Raw genomic sequence first — 23,005 nt, 5'->3', positions numbered from 1 at the left:
AAATATATGGTTAGATATCTTTTAAAAAGATTAGGATTAATGATAATAACTTTATTTGTTATAGTATCAGCTACATTTTTCTTAATGAATAGTATGCCAGGAAACCCTGTAAGGGCACAAGCTAAAAAATTACCAGAGTCAGTACTTAAGACTATGGAAGCTAAATATGGATTAGATAAGCCAATTACAGAAAGATATGTGCTATACATTAAGAATCTTGTTAAAGGAGATTTAGGTGATTCTTTTGTAACTCCAGGACTTGGAGTTGGAGAAATAATTAAAGATAGATTTCCAGCATCAGCAAGAGTCGGAGTTCAATCAGTACTTTTAGGATTAGTAGTAGGTGTGTTGCTTGGAATTATAGCAGGATTTAAGAGAAATACAGCAATAGATTATGTAGTTATGTTTATTGCAATACTTGGAGTTTCTATTCCAAGCTTTGTTCTTGCAACTTTAATACAAAGTACTGTAGGAGGAAATAGTGGACTTCCTATTGCAGGTTGGTTTAGTAGTAGTACTCCATTTTTAGAAAGATTTAAGTTTACAATATTACCAACAATAGCATTAAGTTTTAGTAGTATAGCAACTTATGCAAGATATATGAGAACTTCAGTTTTAGATGTTCTTGGACAAGATTATATATTAACAGCAAAGGCTAAAGGTTTATCTTTTGGGGCAATAACTTTTAGACATGTTTTAAGAAATTCTATGTTACCAATAATAACAATACTTGGACCACAAATAGCTACAATAATAACAGGAACTGTAGTTATTGAAAGAATATTTGCTATTCCTGGTATTGGTAATGGATTAGTAGATGCAATATATACAAAGGATTATAACGTGATTATGGGACTGACATTATTCTTTGCAGCTCTTTATATATTATCACTTCTTATGGTAGATATTTTATATAGTGTCGTAGATCCACGTATTAAATTAGAGGGTAAATAGGAGGGGGAAATATGGCTGAATTAACTAGAGAAAAGTTTAAAGTTGTTGGTATAGATAAAAATAAAGCAGAACAAATAGCTAGGCCAAACTTAACATATTGGCAAGATGCTTGGAGAAGGCTTAGGAAAAATAAAGTAGCTTTAAGCTCATTAATTATTTTAATGGTACTTATACTTATGTGTATAATACAACCTATTATTGCAGGTGATAATTATATGGTTCAAAATATAAATGCTATGAACCAAGGACCTTCAGCTTCTCATTGGTTTGGAACTGATAATCTAGGAAGAGATTTATTTGATAGATTATGGATTGGTGGAAGGGTGTCATTAATTATTGCTTTTGTTGGTACTTTAATTGAATGTGTAGTTGGAATTATATATGGAGGAGTAAGTGGATACTTTGGTGGAAAAGTAGATAGCATAATGATGAGAATAGTGGAAGTTTTAAGTGGAATTCCATATTTAATTGTTGTTATATTAATAGCTATAAGACTTGGAAATGGTATATTACCTCTTCTAATTGCACTTTGTATAACAGGATGGACAGGTATTGCAAGAATGGTTCGTGGACAAGTAATGCAACTTAAAGAGTCAGAGTATGTTATGGCAGCAAAAACTTTAGGTGCTAGTCCTTTTAGAATTATAATGAAACACATGATTCCAAATACTTTAGGGATTATTATTGTATATATAACTTTTGATATACCAAGTTACATATTTGCAGAAGCGTTTTTAAGTTTTATTGGACTTGGAATTCAACCACCACAAACAAGTTGGGGTGCTATGGCATCAGCTGGACAACAAGTAATGCAATTTTACCCAAGTCAGCTTATATTCCCATCATTAGCAATTGCAATAACAATGCTTGCGTTTAACTTATTAGGTGATGGATTAAGAGATGCTTTAGATCCTAAGCTTAGACAGTAATAATGGTTCTTGATTTGGGAGGTAGAGAGATGTCAAAAGTACTTGAAGTTAAAGATTTAAAAGTAAGGTTTAAAACTTACGCTGGGGTTGTTCAAGCTGTTAGAGGTGTTAGTTTTGATTTAAAAGAAGGAGAAACTCTAGCAATAGTTGGAGAATCTGGTTGTGGAAAGAGTATAACTGCTAAATCAATAATGAGATTATTACCAACACCACCAGCAGAAGTAGATAAAGATTCTAAAATTATATGTAACGGAAAAGATGTATTAAGTTTAAATAAAAGGGAGCTTCAAAGTTTAAGAGGTGGGGATGTAGGAATGATATTCCAAGATCCTATGACTTCTTTAAATCCTACTATGAAGCTTGGGAAGCAAATAATTGAGGTTTTAAATATACATAGAGGATTAAAGGGCGAAGAAGCCAAACAAGAAGCTATTAGGCTACTTAAGCTTGTTAATATTCCAAATCCTGAAACTAGAATAAATCAATATCCATTTGAGTTTTCAGGTGGTATGAGACAGAGAATGATGATTGCAATTGCACTTGCATGTCATCCAAAGGTATTAATTGCTGATGAGCCAACTACAGCACTTGATGTAACTATTCAAGCACAAATAATGGAGCTTATAGATAAATTAAAAGAAAAATTTAAAACAGCTGTTGTATTAATAACTCATGATTTAGGAGTTGTTGCAGAACATTCTGATAAAATTCAAGTTATGTATGCTGGAGTAATATTAGAAAGAGGAAGCGTAAAAGAAATATTTGAGGATGCAAAACATCCATATACATGGGCGCTTTTAAGATCAATGCCTACTCTAGATACAGAGCATAAAGCTGAATTATATTCAATAGAAGGAACACCACCTGACCTTTTAAATCCACCAAAAGGATGTCCATTTGCAGCTAGATGTGAGTATGCAATGGAAATTTGTAAGGAAGAGATGCCAGAAGAAACAAAACTTTCAGAATCTCATAAGGTTAATTGTTGGCTTATGCATGAATATGCTCCAAAGGTTGTATCACCTTTAAAGATAGGAGGAAAAGCTAATGAGTAAAGAAGTATTATTAGAAGTTAAAGATTTAAAAAAGTATTTTAATGTAGGAAAAGGAAAAACATTAAAGGCAGTTGATGGAGTTAGCTTTACTATAAATAAGGGTGAGACATTAGGTTTAGTTGGTGAATCAGGATGCGGTAAAACTACATGTGGTAGAACAATAATAGGTCTTTATGATGTAACTGATGGAGAAGTATTGCTTGATGGTGTTAATATGAGCAAGTTAAGCAATAAGGAAAGAAGAAAGTATGCAAGATTTGCACAGATGATATTCCAAGATCCTTATGCATCATTAAATCCACGTATGACAGTTGGAGATATAATAGCAGAAGGTATTGATATACATAAACTTTATACAGGTCAAGCAAGGACAAATAGAATATATGAGCTTTTAGATCTTGTTGGACTTAATAAAGAGCATGCATCAAGATTTCCACATGAATTTTCAGGTGGACAAAGACAACGTATAGGAATAGCAAGAGCACTTGCTGTTGAACCTAAGTTTATTGTATGTGATGAACCTATATCAGCTCTTGATGTATCAATACAAGCACAAGTTGTTAATCTGCTTATTGAGCTTCAAAGAAAAATGGATTTAACATATCTTTTTATAGCTCATGATTTATCAATGGTTAGACATATATCAGATAAGGTTGGAGTAATGTATTTAGGAAACTTAATGGAATTATCAGATAGTAATGAATTATATGAAGAGCCACTTCATCCATACACTAAGGCTCTTATGTCTGCTATACCAGTTGCACAATATAGTGAATGTGAGAAAAAGAGAATAGAACTTGAAGGTGAAATAAGTAGTCCTATAAATCCGAAACCAGGTTGTAGATTTGCAAGCAGATGTAAGTTTGCTAAGGATATATGTAAGAGTGAAACACCTGTATTAAAAGAGGTTAAGAAAGATCACTTAGTTGCATGTCATTTATATTAATTTTATAAAATAATATAAATTGAAAATTGATTTTAAATAAAGATTTATAGAATTAGTTTTAAATAGAATTAGTTTTAAAAAAAGAAGTTAAAGCATATTGCTTTAACTTCTTTTTTTTATCTAGGAATAAATCCAATTTTCTTTTGCATTTTTCTTAAAGTTTTATTAGCTATATATGAAGCTTTATTAGCTCCTTCTTTATATATAGCTTCAAGAGTTTTCTTATCTTTAATAAGTTCTTTAACTTTATCTTGAATTGGAGATAACTCATTAACGATTGCTTCAGCTACATCTTTTTTTAGATCTGCATAACCTTTACCTTCATAATTTTTAACTAAACTTTCAGGTTCTACATTATTTATTGCAGCTAGTATATTAAGTAAGTTTTTAACTCCAGGTTGTTCATCTGAATAATTAACGATTCCGATACTGTCTGTTACAGCTCTTGAAATTTTCTTTCTTATAACATCAGGTGGATCCATTAATAATATGAATGAGTTTGGATTATCATCAGATTTTGACATTTTCTTAGTTGGTTCTTGTAAACTCATTATTTTAGCACCTGTTTTAGGAACATATCCTTCAGGAATCTTAAATGTTTCACTATAATTGTTATTAAATCTTATAGCTATATCTCTTGTAAGCTCTAAATGTTGAATTTGATCTTTTCCAACTGGAACTAAATCAGTTTGATAAAGTAAAATATCAGCAGCCATAAGTACAGGATATGTAAATAATCCTGTTCCTACTGAATTTCCAGCTTTTTTTGATTTATCTTTGTATTGAGTCATTCTTGAAAGCTCACCCACATATGAGTTACAAGTTAAAAGCCATGCACATTCTGAGTGTGCAGGTACATGAGATTGAATGAAAAGAGTATTCTTTTCAGGATCAATGCCACATGCTAAATATATTGAAAGAAGTTCTAAAGTTCTTCTTCTTAAATCTGCTGGTTTTTGTGGTACTGTTATAGCATGTAAATCAACTACACAGAAATAACAATTGTATTCATCTTGAAGCTTAACCCAATTTTTTATAGCTCCTAGATAATTACCTAATGTAAGATCACCAGAAGGTTGGATTCCACTAAAGATGACTTTCTTAGCATCTTTATTTTCCATAGTGCGTCACTCCTTAATTTTAGTTATATATAAAATTATAGGGGGCATATATATTAATGTCAATTTGTATATATTAAGTTATATTTTTATTTGTATTTTTAGATTTTATGTCAGGAATAAGTTTTTTACGCCATTTAATATAATAAATTAAAAATGTTACAAATGGTAGAAGACAAAATACAATTAATGAAATAAGCTTATATAATTTTAATAAATCAAATAATAAGTAATGATGTCTAGCTAAAGGAAGAGCCAATACAAATACTAAAATTGAATATATAATTGAAAATAAAATTTTGTTAGTAAATATATTTGAATAAATATGTCTTATTGCTATTACAGCAAGGGTATATTTAAGTGTCCATATACATACTGTTTTAGCTATAAAAAATAAATCTCCAAATTCTATAAAGCCGTTAATTTGAATTCTTTGTACTCTTATAAATTCTGGATAATAAATATTATAAGCTCTAAGAGGTCCAAAAGTTCCAATAGCTGCAGCTATACTTATAACTACAATAAAAACAACAAAAATATTAGTTAAAGTTGTATATTTTAAAAATTTATTTTTTTTATCCATATATTTTAAAAATGGAAATGTTATTGCAGTTGAAGCAAATGAACCAAGTATAAGAAGTACTGCATATATAAATTTTTTACTAATTCCATAGCCCATAATTGGTAATAACAGCTGTGGCTTTATATATTTAAATGTAAATATTTCTACTATGAAAACTGAAATATATATAAAAGCACAAGATATTATTACAACAATCATAATGGTATCTAATCTTCTTGTTATTAAATAAGCAGTTGGAATTATAAACAATAATAAAGAATACCAAACTGGAGTTTCTAAAAATATATTTGTATGAATTGAATCAGCTTGTATTGCAGCTGTTTCTACTGATGTTATAAATAAATGTAATGAAAATAAAAATATAAAAATATTACTTAATGTTTTAGGATATGTAAGTTCAAATATTTCTTTGAAGTCAAAAGTATCAGTTTTCTTACATACATAAAAAATAAAAAATGAAAAAGCTATATAAATAATTCCAGCTATAATTGCTGCAACCCAAGTGTCTCTATCACCTAAATCTATAAATATAGAAGAATAACTTCTAAGACTTATTGCTGAAACTATAAGTATGAGAAATATATAATGTTTACTTGATATTTTATTCATTTAATCACCTCTAAAACTATAACTTACCATATTCAAGTATAGTATTAGCAAAATAATGAATATTAAACATTTATAGAGGAATAATATTTTTAGGTGATGCTTATGGATAAAAATTTACAAATAATAAAAGAGAGATTTAAGGATAGCTTTGACGTTAAATATAGAGAGATAAACGGCGAGCTTGGTAAAATGACTTTAGTATTTATTGATAATTTGTGTAGTACTCAGTTTATAAGTGATTATATTGTTGCGCCAATAAGAGCTCAAAGAGTTCCTTGCAATAACTTAGATGAACTTATTACTAATGTACTTGAGATAAATATTGCAAATTATGTAAAGGATAAAACAAATATAGATGATGCTATGCTTCATATAGTTTCAGGAGATATTGTAATATTTGTTGAAGGCTATGAAGAAATGATTTATTGCGAGGTAAAGGGATACGTAAGAAGAGGTATTGGCATACCAGTTACTGAATCAGTTATAAAGGGGCCAAGAGAAGGGTTTAATGAGCTTTTTGTTGATAATATTGCATTAATAAGAAGAAAAATTAAAAATCCTGATCTTAAGTTTGAACCAGTTTATGTTGGTGAAAAAAGTCAGACTGTTATTTGTGTAGCTTACATAAAGGGAATAGCTCCTAAAAATTTAATAGATTATGTAAAAAAGTGTGTTAACGATATGGATTTAGATTTTGTACTAGATACAAACTATGTTGAAAGTAAACTCAAAGAAAATAATTCTCTCTTTGACACAACTGGATATACAGAAAAGCCTGATGAAGTAGCAGCAAAGATTATGGAAGGAAGAGTAGCTATATTAGTAGATGGAACTCCATTTGTAGTTACAGTGCCATATTTTTTTGTAGAGAATTTTCAAATGCCAGATGATTATTATATAAATAGGATTTTTGCTAACTTTACAAGAGGATTAAGAATTTTAGCATTTATATTTGCTACATTTGTACCAGGAATTTATGTTGCAATAATAACATATCATTTTGCGCTTATACCGTCATTATTTTTGTTTAGGCTTGCTGTATCAAGAGCTGGAGTACCTTTTCCAACTATTGTTGAAGTGCTCATGATGATGTTTGCATTTCAAATAATAAAAGAAGCTGGTCTTAGACTTCCCCAGCCAATTGGAGGGGCAATGAGTATAGTAGCAGCACTTATTTTAGGTGATGCGGCAGTTGGTGCAGGAATTGCATCTAGAATAACTATAATTGTAGTTGCACTTAGTTCTTTGAGTTATTTCTTAATTCCAAAGCTTTATGGTGCAGTATCAATTTGGTCTATAATTTTTGTTATTGCTGGTTCTATATATGGATTACCTGGTATATTTTTATGCTTTATAGTATTCCTTACTATATTGGCAGATTTAAAGAGTACAGGATATCCATATTTATTCCCATTAGGAAGTTTAGAGGAGTTTAAATTTAAAGATTTATTATATAGGGGTAGATTAAGTAGAATATCAAAAACTATAATTGGAAAGGGTGGAGATTATGACAGTATTAAGAAAAAGTTTTAAAGTTTTAATTGTTATTTTGCTTATTCCAATTATGTTGACAGGTTGTTTTAATTATAAAGAAATAAATACAGCTACATTCACAACTTGTGCTATATTCGATATAGCAGATAATGGAGATGTATTAATTTATTTAGATTGTGTAAAGCCTTATAGAAATGCAAATGAAAGTTCTGATAAAGGTAAAAGAATAATATATAAAGGTACTGGAAGAACTGCTTTTGAGGCAATAAGAAGTATAAATATGGCATCAAGTTATAAGGTTAACTTCACTCAAAATAGAGCAATAATATTTACAGAAAAGGCTGCAAGAGGTGGAATAAACAAATATCTTAGTTTAATAAATACTGATCAAGAGTTCCAAGTTAAGCCATATGTTTTTGTATTTTTTGGAGATGTTGAACAATTAATAAAAATAAGTTCAAGTGATGAAGAGTATCTAGGGGTACTTTTAAGTGAATTAGTTCAAAAAAATAAAACTAATCCAAGAGCAATAACTACTAATATAAATGATTATTTAGTTGAATCAAAGGTAGGAAATAACTACACAGTACTTGGAGGATTAGATATTAGAAAAGATGCATTAGATGAAAGAGTAGAGCTTTCAGGTGGTGTTCTTATGAGAATGACTGAAATGGTAGAGAGAATAGACGTTATTGAATGTATGAGCTATAATTTTTTAACAAATAGAATAAAAACGGGCACTTTGGAAGTTAAAAATCCTCAGATGAAACAGGGCTTTTTAAGTTTAGAAATATTAAATAGTAATACTAAAACAGATATAGAATATAAGGATGATGAAGTTATATTAACAAAAGATATAAAAATAAATGCTGTAATTGCTGAATCACAAGGAAGATTTATAGTAACTGAAGAATCACTTAAGGAGCTTAAGAGAAATGAAGAAGAAAACATTAAACAATATTTAATGCAATTTTTTAAAAGATTTTCAAATAGTCAAGTTGATGTGTTACAAGTTGAAAGGCTTTTAGAGATGAAATATCCAAAACTTCAAGTTGAAAATATATTATCAAAAATAGATTTAAGAATAAATGTTGATGTTAATATATCAGAAAGTAATAGAGTTGAGGATAGTTATTTTTAGTATAAAATTATAATAAACTCTTAGTAATATATGATTTTTTATATATTACTAAGAGTTTTTATTTAAAGCATAGTTTATTTATTAATTTTAAGTAAGAATTGTTATAAACTTAAATAAGTTATTTATTATTTAAATTCAATATAAATAGAATGTTGTGTTATTTTAAAGAAAATATATTATATTGTTTATGAAATTAAAAAATTATGTATTATTTTTATAATATCAGTAATTTAGTAGTAATTCATAATAATATATTTAATTTGAATAATAATTTTTAATGATACAATTTGGAGCAATGCTTCAAATAGAGTAGTATTATATAGAGAGAAACACTTTATATAAAAAGGGGAAAGAGCTAGTGGATATTAAAAAGTTACACTCCTTAATTCAAAAAGATGAGGGGCAAAAATTAGATTTTAAATTGAAGTTAGACCTATGGTCAGAAAGTGGGAAAAAGGAATTTGTAAAAGATATTTGTGCTATTGCTAATTCAAAAGGTGGTAGAGGTTATATAATAGTTGGAATTAGAGATAAAAGTAAGCGTGTAGAAGGTATAAGGAAAGATGATATGTTTTCAGAGGAGCAAATTCAGCAAATAATATCATCAAGAACTGAACCTCCAATCCCTTTATTAGTAGAGTTTTTTAGGATAGAAAAGAAAAAAGTTGCTGTAATTACTATATGTGATAGTAGTGAAAAACCACATCAAGTTAAAGAGCATGGTATTTTTTATATAAGAAGGGGATCTACAACTGATGTTATGAGAAGAAGTGAGCTTATATCTGCATTTGAAGATAATATGGAGTTAACAGTTGAAACTACGAGTGTTATTAGAAGTAATATAAACATGTTAGATGATTCTTTAATAGAGAGTTATTTTTTACAAAAAGGAATAAATATTAATGATAAAAATAAAATAGCATTATTAGAGGCATCAGGAATAATAAATTATGTAAGTGAATTAAATGAATACAGATGTACCTATGGAGGCCTTTTGGTATTTTCAGAAGTTAATAGCTTATGTATACCAAATAATATTATAAAAATTGTAAAAGGAAACTACAGTAAAATAATACAAGGTAGTTTAATTACTATGGTGGACAAGGCTGAAAAGGAATTAAATAATATTTTGGATAAAAGTTATCCTAAAATTGCAGTTTTTGAAGCAATAAAAAATGCAATACTTTATAGAGAATATACAGATATTAATAAGTTTATAGAAGTTGTAATAGATGATGATAAAATAACAATTACAAGTCCTGGGGACTTTATTGATAAAGATATTGTAAAGCTACGTGGAAAAAGAAATATGTGGATTTATGAAAAGTTAATAACAATAGATAGTAAAAAAAGATTTTTAAATAATGGAAATGGACTATCAAGAATAAAGGAAGTTTTTAAAGAGAATAAAGTTAAATTTATAAATTCAAGTGAGGAAAATTGCTTTAGTGTAGTATTACCAAATAATATAAAATAAAATTTATTAAAGTTAGGATTAATTTAAAAGTTATGAATATAATGTAATATAACTAAAAATAAGGAGTGGTCCTAATGATTAGAGTATTTTGTAACAGAAGAGGTTCAGGAAAGACTAAGAAATTAATTGAGCTTGCAAATAACTATATAGATAAAGCTAAAGGAGACTCAGTATATATAGATAAAAACACTAAACACAGAAGCAGTTTAAATTGGAAGATAAGATTTGTATCTATGGAAGAGTTCAAAATATCTGATTGTAATGGATTTTATGGATTTATTTGCGGAATGATATCTGCAAATTATGATGTTGAAAATATATATATAGATGAGTTTTTAAGTATAGTTTCTTGTGACATCAATGATACCTACTATTTATTTAATAAATTAAGATCACTTACAAAACAATATAATATAAATTTATTTATTAATATTGATTCAGAGGAGAATGTTCCAAGCTTCTTAAAAGAGTATATATGTGATGCTGCTTAAAAGATAAATATTTAAAAAGTAAGTTAAAAGATTAAAAATTATAAAAATATTTTCGTTGAAAACAATTACTTTAATAATTTAAATTTTGTTTTTTAGTTAGATTAAAATTTGTTTTTAGGTTTTGAAATACACTTGAGTATATTAGCATGGGGTATAAATCAAGATAATTATAAATTAAAAAATTTTTAAAATAATAAAAGCAAGGACTGTATAAAATTACAGTCCTTTTATATTTATTCTAATTGAATGTTAAATGACAAACTTTTTTATAATATTTAAAATTAATTTATTTAAATTATACTAAAGTATTATTTAAGTTAAAGTATGCTTAAAATTTTATAATAAGGTGCCTTTTTAATTGCAAAATTTACATATTAAATATATACTATTTATTAGGCATTTAGTATATGGATTTGGAGGAATTTAAGATGGCTAGTGTATTAGACGAATTATTAGAACGTGGTTATATAAAGCAATTTACTCATGAAGCTGAAACAAGAGAATTATTAGAAAAAGAGAAAATAACTTTCTATATAGGATTTGATCCAACAGCTGATAGTTTACACGTTGGACATTTTATAGCAATGATGTTTATGGCTCATATGCAAAAGGCAGGACATAGACCAATAGCTTTACTTGGTGGTGGAACTGCAATGGTTGGAGACCCAAGTGGTAAAACTGATATGAGAAAAATGCTTACAAAAGAGCAAATTCAACATAATGTTGACTCAATAAAGAAACAAATGGAAAGATTTATTGATTTTACAGATGATAAAGCTCTTATTGTAAATAATGGAGATTGGTTATTAGACTTAAATTACATTGATTTCTTAAGAGAAGTTGGAGCTCATTTTACAGTAAATAAAATGCTTTCAGCAGAGTGTTTTAAAAAGAGACTTGCAACTGAAAATGGTCTTTCATTCTTAGAATTTAACTATATGTTAATGCAAGGATATGACTTCTATGTGTTAAATAAGAAATACGGATGTAAAATGGAACTTGGTGGAGACGACCAATGGTCAAATATGATTGCTGGTGTTGATTTAGTTAGAAAGAAATCAAGAGATAATGTATTTGCAATGACTTGTGCACTTTTAACTAACAGCCAAGGTGAAAAAATGGGTAAAACTGTTGGAGGAGCTTTATGGCTTGATCCAGAGAAATGTTCACCATTTGATTTCTATCAATATTGGAGAAACGTAGCAGATGCAGATGTTGAAAAATGCTTAAAACTTTTAACTTTTGTACCAATGGATAGAATAAAAGAACTTAGCAGTCTTGAAGGTGCAGCAATTAATGAAGCTAAAAAAGTTCTTGCTTTTGAAGTAACTAAGTTAGTTCATGGAGAAGAAGAGGCTAAAAAAGCTGAAGAAGCATCACAAGCTCTTTTTGCAGGTGGAAATGATATGACTAATGTTCCAACAGAAGTTATAAAGAAAGAATTTATAGGTAAAAGCTTAATAGATGCATTAGTTGATGTTAAAATATTCCCATCAAAAGCTGAAGGTAAGAGAATAATAAAGCAAGGTGGTCTTACAATAAACGAAGAAAAGGTTACTGATTTTATGAGACTTCTTACTGAAGAAGATTTAAAAGATGATGGAGCATTAATTAAAAGAGGTAAAAAGAAATTCTATAAGCTTATAGCAGAATAAAATATTTATATAAAAATTAAAAGTTTAAATTGTTTTTAGTTAATTATGTAAATTTAAACTATAAAAACCTTGGTAGCACGCTATCAAGGTTTTTTTAATCTATTGATGTTATGTAATTTTTTACTTTATTTACAACGTCATTTTCACCAACATAAACTATTATGTCTTTTTCAAGTATATTAAAGTATGGACCAGGTGAAAGAAATAAGTGGTCATCTCTTTTTATACCAACTATTGTTGCACCAGTATTATGCCAAAAATTAAGTTCACCTAAATTTTTACCTATCATTAAGCTATTAGGTTGAACTATACTTTCATAAGGAACTATAAGTCCAACATTTCTAAGTTGTGTTGCAAATTCTATTAAATTTTGGATTTTATTTTCTAAATTTTTTTCAAGATTTTTCTTTTCATCAAGTAAATCGTAAATTTCTTCTTTTAAATTAGTAAATTCACTTTTAGTTTTAAATTGTTCTAAAAATTTTAAGGCATTATCTCTACTACATATTCTAATACCACTTTTTTCTTCAACTTCAACAACATTCATATCTCTTAATAGTGCTATTGCCCGACGAATTGTTTCAGGAGAAACATGATATATACTTACTAAAGTAGAACGTCCTGAAAGTTTTTCACCTTCTAAAAAACCACCGTTTACTATTCTAGAAGCAACATCAATTGCTATCTTTAAATATGCTGGAGTTGATGCTTTTCTTGCCATATTGAATCACCCCTATCAGTGATTAATTGTACCATAAATGTAATGAACTTAATAGATATTAGGGGAGAATTTAAACTTGATAAGTATACATTATTTGAAATTTGAAAACTTATATGGTATCATAAAGTTGTTAGATGAATAATATAAATTAATGAAGTATTGAATTTTGCATTAATTTATATATGATATTAGGTTATTAAAAGTAAAAAATAAGTAAAGTGACAACTTGTTATTTAGAATAAAGTTATCACTTTGATTTAATTTAATAACGTGGTATCAATAGAGATAAAAATTTTTAACAATACTGACAACTTTAAAAATAAAAAAGAGTTGTCAAAAGAAAGGGTGTTACGATGAAAAGTGTAATTCAAAATATAAAAAATAATATAACTTATTATTTAACTATAATTATATCTTTAGTAGTTCTTATATGGGGAGGAATTTTTACTGATAATTTTAAAACATTCTTTGATAAAGCATATAAATTTACAACGGAAAATTTCTCGTGGTATTTTATGGCTTTAATGGCCTTCTTCTTTGTATTTAGTATTTATTTATTATTTAGTAAATATAAAAATATAAAGCTTGGAGATGATGATTCAAAACCAGAGTTTTCAAATATTTCTTGGTTTGCAATGCTTTTTAGTGCAGGGATTGGAATTGGACTTGTTTTCTGGGGAGTTGCAGAGCCATTAACCCATTATTTAAATCCAGTTGGAGCTGAAGCCGCAACAAAAGAAGCTGCAGCTTTTGCTTTTAGAAAATCTTTTTTACATTGGGGAATATCAGCTTGGGCTTGTTATGCATTACTTGCTCTTATAATTGGATATATGCATTTTAGAAAGGGTAAACCAATTCTTCTAAGTTCAGTTTTAATTCCTTTAATAGGAGAGAAAAGAGCTAGAGGACCTATTGGAAAAACTGTTGATATATTAACTATTTTCGTAACAATAGCGGGTATAATTACTTCTCTTGGAATGGGAACTTTACAAATAAATAGTGGACTTAATTATTTGTTTGGAGTGCCTGAAACAAAAACTGTACAAATTTTTATTATTGCTATAATAACAGTTCTTTTCTTAATATCAGCAACAACAGGAGTTAAAAAAGGAATAAAAATATTATCAAATTTAAATTTAGGTGTTGCTGTAGTATTTTTCTTAGGAGTATTTCTTATAGTTCCAAAGATGGATTTATTTAATAATTTTACTGTAAGTATTGGACAATATGTACAAGCAATAACTGTTGATAAGTTTAATTTATTTGCAAAAGGGGATTGGTATTCTAAGTGGACTATATTTTATTGGGCTTGGTGGATTGCTTGGGCACCATTTGTTGCTATTTTTATAGCTAGAGTTTCAAAAGGAAGAACAATAAAAGAGTTTATTAAAGGGGTCCTATTAGTACCAGCTGGATTTTGTATGCTTTGGTTTTTAGTATTTGGAACACTTGGTATTTCTGCACCATTAGATGTTGCACATAGAGCAGTACAAAAAACAGAAACAGCACTTTTTGTAATATTAAATGAATTTAGTGGTGTTGGACTTTTATTAAGTATAATAGCAGTTGTCTTGTTATTTACATTCTTTATAACATCAGCAGATTCAGCAACTTATGTTTTATCTGTAATTGCAAGTGATGGAATATTAGCACCAAAAAATTCAAGAAAAATTATTATAGGTGTTACTCAAAGTTTACTTACAATAGCATTTTTATTTGCAGGAGGATTTGATATGATTCAAACGGCAACTATTGTAATGGCGCTGCCCTTTGGTATAGTTATTTTAGGAAGTATAATATCATTTATAAAAGAAGTTAGGTGTGAAAATATTAAGGAAGTTGACGAAGCATTTTATAATGATAAGTTACAAGAAAAAGTTAATGTTGGAACAGAAAATAGAAACTTTAATGGAAACAGGGGAACTGTTAAATTAAGACTTCCTAAAGGCTTAACAATTATAAATGTTAATAATGTAAACCATAAAATAAGTTAATATAAAGATAGGGTTTCTAAGTGCATTAGAGCCCTATTTTTTTATATATTTTTAAACTCATTGGAAAAAAATAAGTATATGATGATATAATGTTTATTAGCTTATAAAATGATGAAAGAATATTAATATAGTTATTAATTATTATATTTAATTCATCTATTAATTAATATTTCTTTAATTTTAGTTTTATATAGAATATATTAATAATATTGATTGTTTATATACAAATATAGATATGGAAAGGTGATTTTAAGACATGGCTTTATATGCTATATCAGATTTACACTTAGCTTTAAGTGGGGATAAGCCAATGGATATATTTGGAGAACATTGGAGAGACCATCATGAAAAAATAAGAGTAAATTGGTTATCTAAAATAACAGAAGATGATACTGTTTTAATTGCAGGAGACATATCTTGGGCAATGAAATCAGATGAAAGTGAAGAAGACCTTAAATGGATAAATAATCTTCCAGGTAGAAAAATAATTTCAAAAGGAAATCATGATTATTGGTGGGGAAGTATTAGTAAGTTAAATAAAATGTTTGAGAATACTAAATTTCTTCAAAATAATTTTTATGAATATGGAGAATATGCTATCTGTGGAACTAGGGGATGGATATGCCCAGGGACAGATAGATTTACAGCACATGATGAAAAAATATATTTAAGAGAAGGTATAAGGCTTAGACTTTCATTAGATGAAGCTAAGAAAAAGGGATTTAATAAATTTATTGTTATGCTTCATTATCCTCCAACAAATGAAAAGTTTGAACCTTCCCAGTTTACTGAAATATGTAAGGAATATGGTGTTGAGAAGGTTATATATGGGCATCTTCATGGAAAGTGTTTAAATAGAGTTTTAGAGGGAGATTTCCATGGAGTAGAATATATAATGACAGCAGCTGATTTTATTGATTTTAATCCTAAGCTTATAAAAGAATAGTTGATTTTTGTAAAAGGGCTAAAATTTTATTTTTAGCTCTTAATTAGGTTTTAAATTTATAATAGATATACTATTTAAGATTTTTTATTAGTTAACATAATTTTAATTATAAATGGTATATCACATAAAGTTTAAATTTTGGTATAATATAGTGTAGTAATAAGGAATAGGTGGGTTATTTAAATGGCTATAAATGATTGGAAGAGTTTTTTAGTGCCTTATGATCAGGCAGTAGACGAACTAAAAGTTAAACTAAAAAGTATAAGAAAAGAATACAGAAAAAAGAAAGAATATTCTCCAATTGAATTTGTAACTGGTAGAGTTAAGGAAGTTGCAAGTATATTAGAAAAAGCCAATAAATTTGGGATTCCTGTTGATAGAATAAGATATGAAATGGAAGACATAGCTGGTATAAGAGTTATGTGTCAGTTTGTTGATGATATAGACAGGGTTGTTGAGCTTTTAAGGGGAAGAAATGATATGCAGGTTCTTTATGAAAAGGACTATGTAAGAGGGGTAAAATCAAGTGGATATAGAAGCTACCATATGATAATTAAGTATACTGTAAATATGGCAGAAGGACCAGTTGATATTTTGGCAGAATTTCAAATAAGAACCCTTGCTATGAACTTTTGGGCAACTATAGAACATTCATTAAACTATAAGTACAAGCAGCAAATTCCAGTTGAACTGAAAAGGAAGCTTAAGAGTGCTGCAGATGCTGCATTTAAGCTTGATGAAGAAATGCTTGAGATAAAAGATGAGATTAAAGATGCTCAAAAATTATTTGAGGTTAAATCAGGAATAATATCAGATATTATGAATAACATATTAGTTTTAATATCTTTAGGAAAAATACCTGAGGCAAGTAGATACGAAAAATCGTTAAATAAATTAATAGAAGATGGAGATGTTTGGGAACTTAATGATCTTCTATGTCTTATAAAAAGGGAAATAGATAAATATAAAGATTAATTTTAAATATAATTTGAAAATAGTGCTAGATGCTTAAAGTTTAAGTATCTAGCTTTTTTATGTTTTAAATATATGATTATAATTCTATTAGTTTTATATTTATTTTTTGATTTAATGTTGAGTATAATAGTAAGAAATGATATAATTTATAAATGATAATTATTATTATATAATAATTAAGTTGAATTTGAAGTTTATTACTGTATTTTTAAAAAGGTATTATATAAAAATATAATATAAATATTAGTTTTAAAAAATGTTATAGAAAACTTTATTATATATTGTTTAAGAGGTGTTATAGTGAAGGACGTTAATTTAAATGAAAAAGAAATAATAAAAATGATAGAACAAAATCCTACAAGAATAGCTGAAATTGAAAATCCAACAGAGGATATGAAAAAAGCAGCTCTTAAAGGTAATGGAATGATGATTAAATTTATGAAAAACCCAAGTGTTGAACTTCAAAGACTTGCTGTTAAAAGTGACCCTTTATCAATAGAGCATATTGATAATTTAGATGAGGAAGTTGCTATTTCATCTGTAAGAGCTTTATGGAATTCATTAAAGTATATAAAAAATCCAAATGAAAAAATTATTGAAGAAGCAGTTAAGTCAAAAGGATGGGCAATTCAATATGTAGAGAATCCTTCAGAAGAACTTAAGCTATTAGCAGTAAATAAGGATTATGATGCAATAAAATATATTAAAAATCCTTCAGAAGAAGTTCAAGAGGCAGCAGTATTAAACTACTGGGGAGCAATAAGATTTATAGAAAAGCCAACTCTTAAAGTAAAAAGACTTTCTGTAATTAAAGATGAGGAAGCTATTAATTATATAGCTGGATATTCTTACGATGAAATGAAGCTTTTTATAGAGGATAATATAAATGTTGTTAAGTATCTTTATGAAAGTATAGATCCAGAACTTGTTGTTGATGTATTAATTGAAAAATTAGATAAAGGTGAAATGACAAGGGAGTATATGAAAAACTTCTTGGATTTAGAAATATTAGAAATGGATAAGGTTTCTTTCATAAGAGAATACGGAGATAAAGAAACTAAAAAACTTTTAGTGGATTGTAAGCTTTAGGGAGGTAGACAAAATGAGATATTCAGATACTTTAAGTGCAGCAGAGTTAGTTATGTCTTCAAATGATGTTCCACTTATTATTGGAGAAAGTGGAATAGGAAAGACTGCACTTGCAAGAGAAATAGCAAAAAGAAATAATTATGTTTTAATTACAATAGATGCAAATCTTTTAAAGGAAGGGGAAATAGGTGGACTTCCAACTGTTGTAAGAGGCAGAACAGTGTATGCAACTCATGATAAGCTTTCTAAAGTTTCAGAGATTATAGAAAATGGAAGAAATGTATTGTTATTTATTGATGAACTTAACAGATGTGAGCATGCTGTTCAACAAGAGCTTATGAACTTAATATTAAATAGAGAAATAAATGGATATAACCTTCCAGAAGAAGTTAAAATAATTGCAGCTATGAATCCATCAAATAAATATGATAATTACAGAGATAGTGAATATGCAGTTGTTGATATGGACCCAGCTCAAGAAGATAGATTTGTATGGCTTGATATGGAAGTTGATGTTAAAGAGTGGATTAAATGGGCTATGAGCAAAGATGGAAATATTGATGAGGATATTATTGAATTTATAAGTACATTCCCAGAATATTTAAATACTCCAAACTCAAATGAAAGTATTAAAGCTACTCCGAGAAGTTATGAAAGAGTTTCTAAAGCTTATAAAGTTTATAAAAATAATAAGGAAAGATATTCTTTTGATGTATTTTTAAGTACAGTTAAAGGTAATTTAGGAGTTAATATATCAACTGATTTTGCAAGTTTTATAAAAAATAAGAAAAAACCTATGCTTAAACCAGAAGAAATATTTAAGTTTGATATTTTACCTGAAAATATTAAAGAAAGAATATTTAGTGAAAATAGTTCAAGACTATATATATTAGCTAAAAGTAGTTTGTTATATTTAGAAGGATTAGATGAGTTTAATAGTGAAGTTTCTATATTTGGAGAAGTTTTAAGATGTTACCCAAGAGATTTAAGACTTGGAATAATGAAAGAAATAAAGCATGAAGGAAGTAAAAGAGTTTATGAAGCTCTTCTTGATACAGATGAGTTTTTAGAAGCATTTTTTGATATTTATGCTTAAGATTATGTTACGTTAAAAAGTATATTAGTAGGAGGAAGGATATGGCTACAAGTTTTGAGGATAAGAGAAATTTACTTTTAAAAGAAGCTCTTGAATTTCAAAATATAAATGATGTTTCAAGTAAGTTTAAAAGAGAATTTTTCAGTTTAATAGAAAAAATAATAATAAATGAAATTGAAGAGGAAGACAGCTTTTTTGGTAATTTTATGCTTAAAATTGACAGAGATATAAAGCTTGATATATCTTGGCCACTTGCTACAACTCCTACATTAAATGGATTTAAAATGTTTTTTAATCCAATATTATTTTTAAATAATACAAAAAGAGAAATGGGAGCCCTTTTTAAACATGAAATATATCATATAATGTTTAATCATTATGAGAGAGAAAAAGATCTTAAAAATACTTATAGCAAAGAAGCTGTAAGTGTTGCCATGGATATATCAATAAATCAATTTATAAAGCATCTTCCTATGGAATGCAAAAGACTTCAAGCAGTAGCTATGGAATATAATATTGAACTTAAAGAAGATAAACCATTAGAATATTATGCAAAAGAAATAGATAAGGCTATTAAGAAAAGAATAGATAAAAATAAATCTAAAAAAGATAGCGATAAAGTAAAAAGAGAATATAATAGTGAAACAGCTCATGATATTTGGGAAAATATTGAGATGGATAATGAAAGAGTAAAAGAACTTACAAAAAAGACTGCTATAAGTTCAGCTAAAGGTGATACTCCAAAAAGTATATTAGATATTATTAAAGGATATAAAGAAAAAGAAGAAATTGATTGGCAAAATACTTTAAAAAGATTACTTCCAATAGTAAAGAGTGGATATAAGAAAACTATAGTTAGAAGAGATAGGAGACAGCCAAATAGGGTAGACCTTAGAGGTGTTTTACGTGATTCTATTCCAGAAGTTATTGTTGCAATAGATATAAGTGCAAGTATGAGTGATGAGGAAGTACATAAAATAATGATTGAAATACTTTCTATAACAAGAAGTAGAGTGGATAAAATAAAGGTTATAGAATGTGATGATGAAATAAGAAGAGTATATGATATAAAAACCCAAAAAGATATTAAAGCTAGAAGTAAAAAAAATGGAGCAACTAAATTTTCAAAGGTTTTTGAATATATAAAAGATAATAGATTACAAGATAGAGTTTTAATTTATTTTACTGATGGTGAAGGTGAGGCAGAACTTACTATAAAGCCAAATATAAAAAATGTTATATGGGTAATAACAGGGGACTCTAATCTTTCATTAAAAAAACCTTTTGGAACTATAAAGCATATTAATAAAACAATAAAAAAATCAGAAAGTGGAGATGCTGCTCTTCAAATGATTAGAGGAGTTATTCATGATTGGGCAAGGTGATTTATTATATAAATTATAGTTATGTAAAGTTATATGATTAAATTAATATTAATAGAATTAAATAAGATTATATATTATATAAGATTATAAGTATTTTAAATTTGTTAAGTTAATAGAAAAAATGTGTACTTTATGTTAATATTAATTTATAAGGGGTGTTAACATGCATAAGTTAAAAAAACACAATAAGTATTTAACGTTACTTGTATTAATAATGTTTGTAAGTTTTGTATTCAATATAATTATGTATTTAAATAATAGTAGATATGAACATAGAGTAGGAATGAATTCATACAAGAACATAGTAACTATAAAAGTTAGTAATGATAAAATATATAATATATTAAACAAGGCTACTGAAATAAAAAAGATTAGCAATGAAGAAGTATTATTATTATATAAAAATTATGGGGCTTTATCTGAATGTCTAATTGAACTTTGGGATGATTATAATTATTATAATTCTAATTATTCAGGAGTGTTTTCTAAGAAGAAAATAGATACAAGTTCTATATTACAAAATGAAGTATATTCAAGAATAGAAAATTATTTAGAAAATAGTTTAAGTAATATAATGAATACAGAGGAAAATGAATTAAAGCTTTCAGGAAAAGGACTTCAGGATTTCCAAGTGATGAAGAGTTTATCTGAGAAAACTAAAATGTTTTATCATGAATTTAATGATAAAAATTTAAGTGGATTAGATGGTAAAGAGAAAGAAGAAAAAGCTGTAAAAGATAAATGTTGGATTGATATGTTAAATAAAATAAATCAAATAAATGAAAATTATACAGACTATGATTTTACAAAAGAAGTAGTTAAAACAAAAATAATAAATTAATGAAATTTTGTAAATAATAAAAATAAAAGGATGTCTTAATTAAGACATCCTTTTTGTGTGGATTAGTGACATCCACCACCACATGAACCGCAACCACCTTCTGGAGCGATTACTGGTTTTAAGCTTAATCCGTTTCCGTTATTTTCTTCTGATGCAAGTAAGATAAATCCACCAAATTCATCGATTAATGATTTTTCCATAATGAAGTTTACTTCATTTACTGCTTCAACAACATCATTATCGTTAGCTTCATCAACAGTAATGTTGAATACTGGACCACTACAAGCCATTCCAGCTAAGTTTATTCTTATATTATAATTTTCAACTTTATTTTCATCTAAAAATTCTTTAAATTCATTGTAAGCTGCATCGCTTATTGTTATGTTTTTCATATATTTCACCAATCCTTATAATTAAAATTAAATTTTGAACTTATAATTATTATAACACAATTTAATTCAAAGTAAACCAGTCAGAATTAAAAAAATTATGTAAATTTTAAAAAATAAAGGTATACTAAGTTTTAAGGCGAATTTATTATTAAGTAAGGAAATAGTATTAAATGTAGAAAGGATGGTTTTTAGTGAAACCATATGTAAAAAAATTTGTAGTAGAAAAAATTAAAGAATATAATGACAAGTTAAAAGAGGAAGAAATAAATGAACATAAAATAGTAAAGCTTAAAGGACCTTTTAAAAGTACAGAAGGATATCTTTATGAAAATGAACAAGGTATAGAATTAGATTTCTTTGAACTTGTAGGTAAAAATAATTATTGGATGAGATTAGACTTTAGAGAAGTTGAAAGTACTTATGGTATTATAAAAAATGCTCATGGAAGAGTTGGAGTTGTTGGACTTGGACTTGGTTTTACTGTTCAAGAAATGGCAAAGAGAAAAGAAGTTAAAGAAATAATAGTATATGAACTTGAAAAAGATATTATAGATCTTTATTTAAATAATTTTGGAGAGAATGAAAAAATAAAAATAATTAATGAAGATGCTTTTAAAGTAAAAGGAGAAACATTTGATTATTTTTATGTTGATATATATGAATACAAATTAACAGAAAAAGTTGTTGAAGATTATAAGCATTTTATGAAAGCACATAAAATAACTGATTATGTCTTTTGGGGAGTAGAACATTTCTTATTAAGTTGTAGATATGAAGAAATAGTATGGGTTTATATTCCAGAGCTTTGGATGGATTTAAGCAAACATATATTTGTTTCACTTCAGGAATCTGGTTACTTAAAATGGTATAAGCAACTAAATGGTTCTCTTGTATCTAAAATTTTAGAGGAATTTAAAGAAGAGCTTAATAAGTAAAAATTATATTATAAGGCAACTTAATTTAATATAAAATAATTCTAAGTTAAAATATAATCTATTTTATAAATAAATTTATTATAAAAGCAAATATTTAAAATAAGTAAAAAATGAATAAATTATCATAATAATTCTAAAACTACTAAAGTGTAATAAGGCTTATTAAATAAAGCTTAGGA

At 27.2% G+C, this 23,005-nt stretch carries 21 protein-coding genes; 17 read left to right on the top strand and 4 right to left on the bottom strand.

Annotated elements, in window-relative coordinates:
* The first annotated feature begins 6 nt into the window (after positions 1 to 6).
* Genes AC4FQW_RS08145 through AC4FQW_RS08130 form a run of 4 tightly spaced genes read left to right on the top strand, consistent with a single transcriptional unit; the run spans position 7 to position 3,884 of the window.
* Positions 7 to 954, top strand: coding sequence for an ABC transporter permease (locus tag AC4FQW_RS08145; protein ID WP_303129520.1), 948 nt, complete (start codon positions 7 to 9; stop codon positions 952 to 954).
* 11 nt (positions 955 to 965) lie between these two features.
* Entirely contained in the window at positions 966 to 1,883 is a 918-nt protein-coding gene (locus tag AC4FQW_RS08140; RefSeq protein WP_491148397.1) for an ABC transporter permease, read from the top strand.
* Positions 1,884 to 1,912: 29 nt separating this feature from the next.
* Positions 1,913 to 2,938 (top strand): ABC transporter ATP-binding protein, encoded by a 1,026-nt coding sequence (locus tag AC4FQW_RS08135; protein WP_303129518.1) that lies wholly within the window; start codon positions 1,913 to 1,915, stop codon positions 2,936 to 2,938.
* Complete coding sequence (locus AC4FQW_RS08130) at positions 2,931 to 3,884, top strand: ABC transporter ATP-binding protein (RefSeq protein WP_491148395.1); 954 nt, start codon at positions 2,931 to 2,933, stop codon at positions 3,882 to 3,884. Before AC4FQW_RS08135 ends, AC4FQW_RS08130 begins: the two co-directional genes overlap by 8 nt.
* A 116-nt stretch (positions 3,885 to 4,000) precedes the next feature.
* Here the strand turns inward: AC4FQW_RS08130 and trpS are convergent, their stop codons facing one another.
* Positions 4,001 to 5,005: a tryptophan--tRNA ligase gene (trpS, locus tag AC4FQW_RS08125; protein WP_491148393.1), complete on the bottom strand. Its 1,005-nt coding sequence runs from the start codon at positions 5,003 to 5,005 to the stop codon at positions 4,001 to 4,003.
* Positions 5,006 to 5,078: 73 nt separating this feature from the next.
* Complete coding sequence (locus tag AC4FQW_RS08120; RefSeq protein WP_491148391.1) at positions 5,079 to 6,194, bottom strand: endospore germination permease; 1,116 nt, start codon at positions 6,192 to 6,194, stop codon at positions 5,079 to 5,081.
* A gap of 102 nt (positions 6,195 to 6,296) precedes the next feature.
* On the opposite strand from AC4FQW_RS08120, the gene AC4FQW_RS08115 reads away from it, so the two are divergent.
* From AC4FQW_RS08115 to tyrS, 5 genes are all read left to right on the top strand, one after another.
* Positions 6,297 to 7,727, top strand: coding sequence for a spore germination protein (locus AC4FQW_RS08115; RefSeq protein ID WP_491148390.1), 1,431 nt, complete (start codon positions 6,297 to 6,299; stop codon positions 7,725 to 7,727).
* Positions 7,702 to 8,829: a Ger(x)C family spore germination protein gene (locus AC4FQW_RS08110; RefSeq protein ID WP_491148389.1), complete on the top strand. Its 1,128-nt coding sequence runs from the start codon at positions 7,702 to 7,704 to the stop codon at positions 8,827 to 8,829. The genes AC4FQW_RS08115 and AC4FQW_RS08110 overlap by 26 nt, the downstream gene beginning before the upstream one ends.
* A gap of 358 nt (positions 8,830 to 9,187) precedes the next feature.
* Positions 9,188 to 10,306: an AlbA family DNA-binding domain-containing protein gene (locus tag AC4FQW_RS08105; protein ID WP_303129512.1), complete on the top strand. Its 1,119-nt coding sequence runs from the start codon at positions 9,188 to 9,190 to the stop codon at positions 10,304 to 10,306.
* Between the two features lie 74 nt (positions 10,307 to 10,380).
* A complete protein-coding gene (locus AC4FQW_RS08100) occupies positions 10,381 to 10,797 on the top strand; it encodes a hypothetical protein (RefSeq protein WP_491148388.1) in 417 nt (138 codons plus the stop codon).
* A 428-nt stretch (positions 10,798 to 11,225) separates the two neighbouring features.
* A complete protein-coding gene (tyrS, locus tag AC4FQW_RS08095) occupies positions 11,226 to 12,452 on the top strand; it encodes a tyrosine--tRNA ligase (RefSeq protein ID WP_303129510.1) in 1,227 nt (408 codons plus the stop codon).
* Between the two features lie 94 nt (positions 12,453 to 12,546).
* Here the strand turns inward: tyrS and AC4FQW_RS08090 are convergent, their stop codons facing one another.
* On the bottom strand, positions 12,547 to 13,173 hold the full coding sequence (locus tag AC4FQW_RS08090; RefSeq protein ID WP_491148387.1) for a GntR family transcriptional regulator: 627 nt from the start codon (positions 13,171 to 13,173) through the stop codon (positions 12,547 to 12,549).
* 353 nt (positions 13,174 to 13,526) lie between these two features.
* Between AC4FQW_RS08090 and AC4FQW_RS08085 the strand changes: the two genes are divergently transcribed.
* From AC4FQW_RS08085 to AC4FQW_RS08055, 7 genes are all read left to right on the top strand, one after another.
* The gene (locus AC4FQW_RS08085) at positions 13,527 to 15,167 is read left to right on the top strand and encodes a BCCT family transporter (RefSeq protein WP_491148385.1); all 1,641 of its coding nucleotides are present in this window, start codon (positions 13,527 to 13,529) and stop codon (positions 15,165 to 15,167) included.
* 256 nt (positions 15,168 to 15,423) lie between these two features.
* Complete coding sequence (locus AC4FQW_RS08080; RefSeq protein WP_303129507.1) at positions 15,424 to 16,113, top strand: metallophosphoesterase; 690 nt, start codon at positions 15,424 to 15,426, stop codon at positions 16,111 to 16,113.
* Between the two features lie 183 nt (positions 16,114 to 16,296).
* The gene (gene yjbM, locus AC4FQW_RS08075; protein ID WP_303129506.1) at positions 16,297 to 17,088 is read left to right on the top strand and encodes a GTP diphosphokinase; all 792 of its coding nucleotides are present in this window, start codon (positions 16,297 to 16,299) and stop codon (positions 17,086 to 17,088) included.
* Positions 17,089 to 17,427: 339 nt separating this feature from the next.
* The gene (locus AC4FQW_RS08070) at positions 17,428 to 18,177 is read left to right on the top strand and encodes a hypothetical protein (protein ID WP_303129525.1); all 750 of its coding nucleotides are present in this window, start codon (positions 17,428 to 17,430) and stop codon (positions 18,175 to 18,177) included.
* A gap of 13 nt (positions 18,178 to 18,190) precedes the next feature.
* The gene (locus tag AC4FQW_RS08065) at positions 18,191 to 19,273 is read left to right on the top strand and encodes an ATP-binding protein (protein WP_491148383.1); all 1,083 of its coding nucleotides are present in this window, start codon (positions 18,191 to 18,193) and stop codon (positions 19,271 to 19,273) included.
* A 41-nt stretch (positions 19,274 to 19,314) separates the two neighbouring features.
* On the top strand, positions 19,315 to 20,658 hold the full coding sequence (locus AC4FQW_RS08060; protein ID WP_491148381.1) for a vWA domain-containing protein: 1,344 nt from the start codon (positions 19,315 to 19,317) through the stop codon (positions 20,656 to 20,658).
* Positions 20,659 to 20,821: 163 nt separating this feature from the next.
* Positions 20,822 to 21,499: a hypothetical protein gene (locus AC4FQW_RS08055; RefSeq protein WP_491148380.1), complete on the top strand. Its 678-nt coding sequence runs from the start codon at positions 20,822 to 20,824 to the stop codon at positions 21,497 to 21,499.
* Between the two features lie 62 nt (positions 21,500 to 21,561).
* Here AC4FQW_RS08055 and AC4FQW_RS08050 read toward each other — a convergent pair whose 3' ends face one another.
* The gene (locus AC4FQW_RS08050) at positions 21,562 to 21,891 is read right to left on the bottom strand and encodes a HesB-like protein (RefSeq protein ID WP_303129502.1); all 330 of its coding nucleotides are present in this window, start codon (positions 21,889 to 21,891) and stop codon (positions 21,562 to 21,564) included.
* A gap of 191 nt (positions 21,892 to 22,082) precedes the next feature.
* On the opposite strand from AC4FQW_RS08050, the gene AC4FQW_RS08045 reads away from it, so the two are divergent.
* Entirely contained in the window at positions 22,083 to 22,826 is a 744-nt protein-coding gene (locus AC4FQW_RS08045) for a hypothetical protein (RefSeq protein WP_491148379.1), read from the top strand.
* Positions 22,827 to 23,005 lie beyond the last annotated feature (179 nt).

It is taken from the genome of Clostridium sp. TJA085, from assembly GCF_058310235.1.
Note: the sequence above shows the minus strand (reverse complement) of the source record. Positions and strands in the feature narration are given on the sequence as shown.

Bases quoted from the DNA above. Each gene is read 5' to 3' on its own strand.
- AC4FQW_RS08110 (WP_491148389.1), top strand. From the start codon at position 7,702: ATGACAGTATTAAGAAAAAGTTTTAAAGTTTTAATTGTTATTTTGCTT.
- AC4FQW_RS08130 (WP_491148395.1), top strand. From the start codon at position 2,931: ATGAGTAAAGAAGTATTATTAGAAGTTAAAGATTTAAAAAAGTATTTT.
- AC4FQW_RS08055 (WP_491148380.1), top strand. From the start codon at position 20,822: ATGCATAAGTTAAAAAAACACAATAAGTATTTAACGTTACTTGTATTA.
- tyrS (WP_303129510.1), top strand. From the start codon at position 11,226: ATGGCTAGTGTATTAGACGAATTATTAGAACGTGGTTATATAAAGCAA.
- AC4FQW_RS08090 (WP_491148387.1), bottom strand. From the start codon at position 13,173: ATGGCAAGAAAAGCATCAACTCCAGCATATTTAAAGATAGCAATTGAT.
- AC4FQW_RS08060 (WP_491148381.1), top strand. From the start codon at position 19,315: ATGGCTACAAGTTTTGAGGATAAGAGAAATTTACTTTTAAAAGAAGCT.
- AC4FQW_RS08100 (WP_491148388.1), top strand. From the start codon at position 10,381: ATGATTAGAGTATTTTGTAACAGAAGAGGTTCAGGAAAGACTAAGAAA.
- AC4FQW_RS08070 (WP_303129525.1), top strand. From the start codon at position 17,428: ATGATAGAACAAAATCCTACAAGAATAGCTGAAATTGAAAATCCAACA.
- AC4FQW_RS08065 (WP_491148383.1), top strand. From the start codon at position 18,191: ATGAGATATTCAGATACTTTAAGTGCAGCAGAGTTAGTTATGTCTTCA.
- AC4FQW_RS08050 (WP_303129502.1), bottom strand. From the start codon at position 21,891: ATGAAAAACATAACAATAAGCGATGCAGCTTACAATGAATTTAAAGAA.
- yjbM (WP_303129506.1), top strand. From the start codon at position 16,297: ATGGCTATAAATGATTGGAAGAGTTTTTTAGTGCCTTATGATCAGGCA.
- AC4FQW_RS08120 (WP_491148391.1), bottom strand. From the start codon at position 6,194: ATGAATAAAATATCAAGTAAACATTATATATTTCTCATACTTATAGTT.
- AC4FQW_RS08080 (WP_303129507.1), top strand. From the start codon at position 15,424: ATGGCTTTATATGCTATATCAGATTTACACTTAGCTTTAAGTGGGGAT.
- trpS (WP_491148393.1), bottom strand. From the start codon at position 5,005: ATGGAAAATAAAGATGCTAAGAAAGTCATCTTTAGTGGAATCCAACCT.
- AC4FQW_RS08135 (WP_303129518.1), top strand. From the start codon at position 1,913: ATGTCAAAAGTACTTGAAGTTAAAGATTTAAAAGTAAGGTTTAAAACT.
- AC4FQW_RS08140 (WP_491148397.1), top strand. From the start codon at position 966: ATGGCTGAATTAACTAGAGAAAAGTTTAAAGTTGTTGGTATAGATAAA.
- AC4FQW_RS08085 (WP_491148385.1), top strand. From the start codon at position 13,527: ATGAAAAGTGTAATTCAAAATATAAAAAATAATATAACTTATTATTTA.
- AC4FQW_RS08145 (WP_303129520.1), top strand. From the start codon at position 7: ATGGTTAGATATCTTTTAAAAAGATTAGGATTAATGATAATAACTTTA.
- AC4FQW_RS08115 (WP_491148390.1), top strand. From the start codon at position 6,297: ATGGATAAAAATTTACAAATAATAAAAGAGAGATTTAAGGATAGCTTT.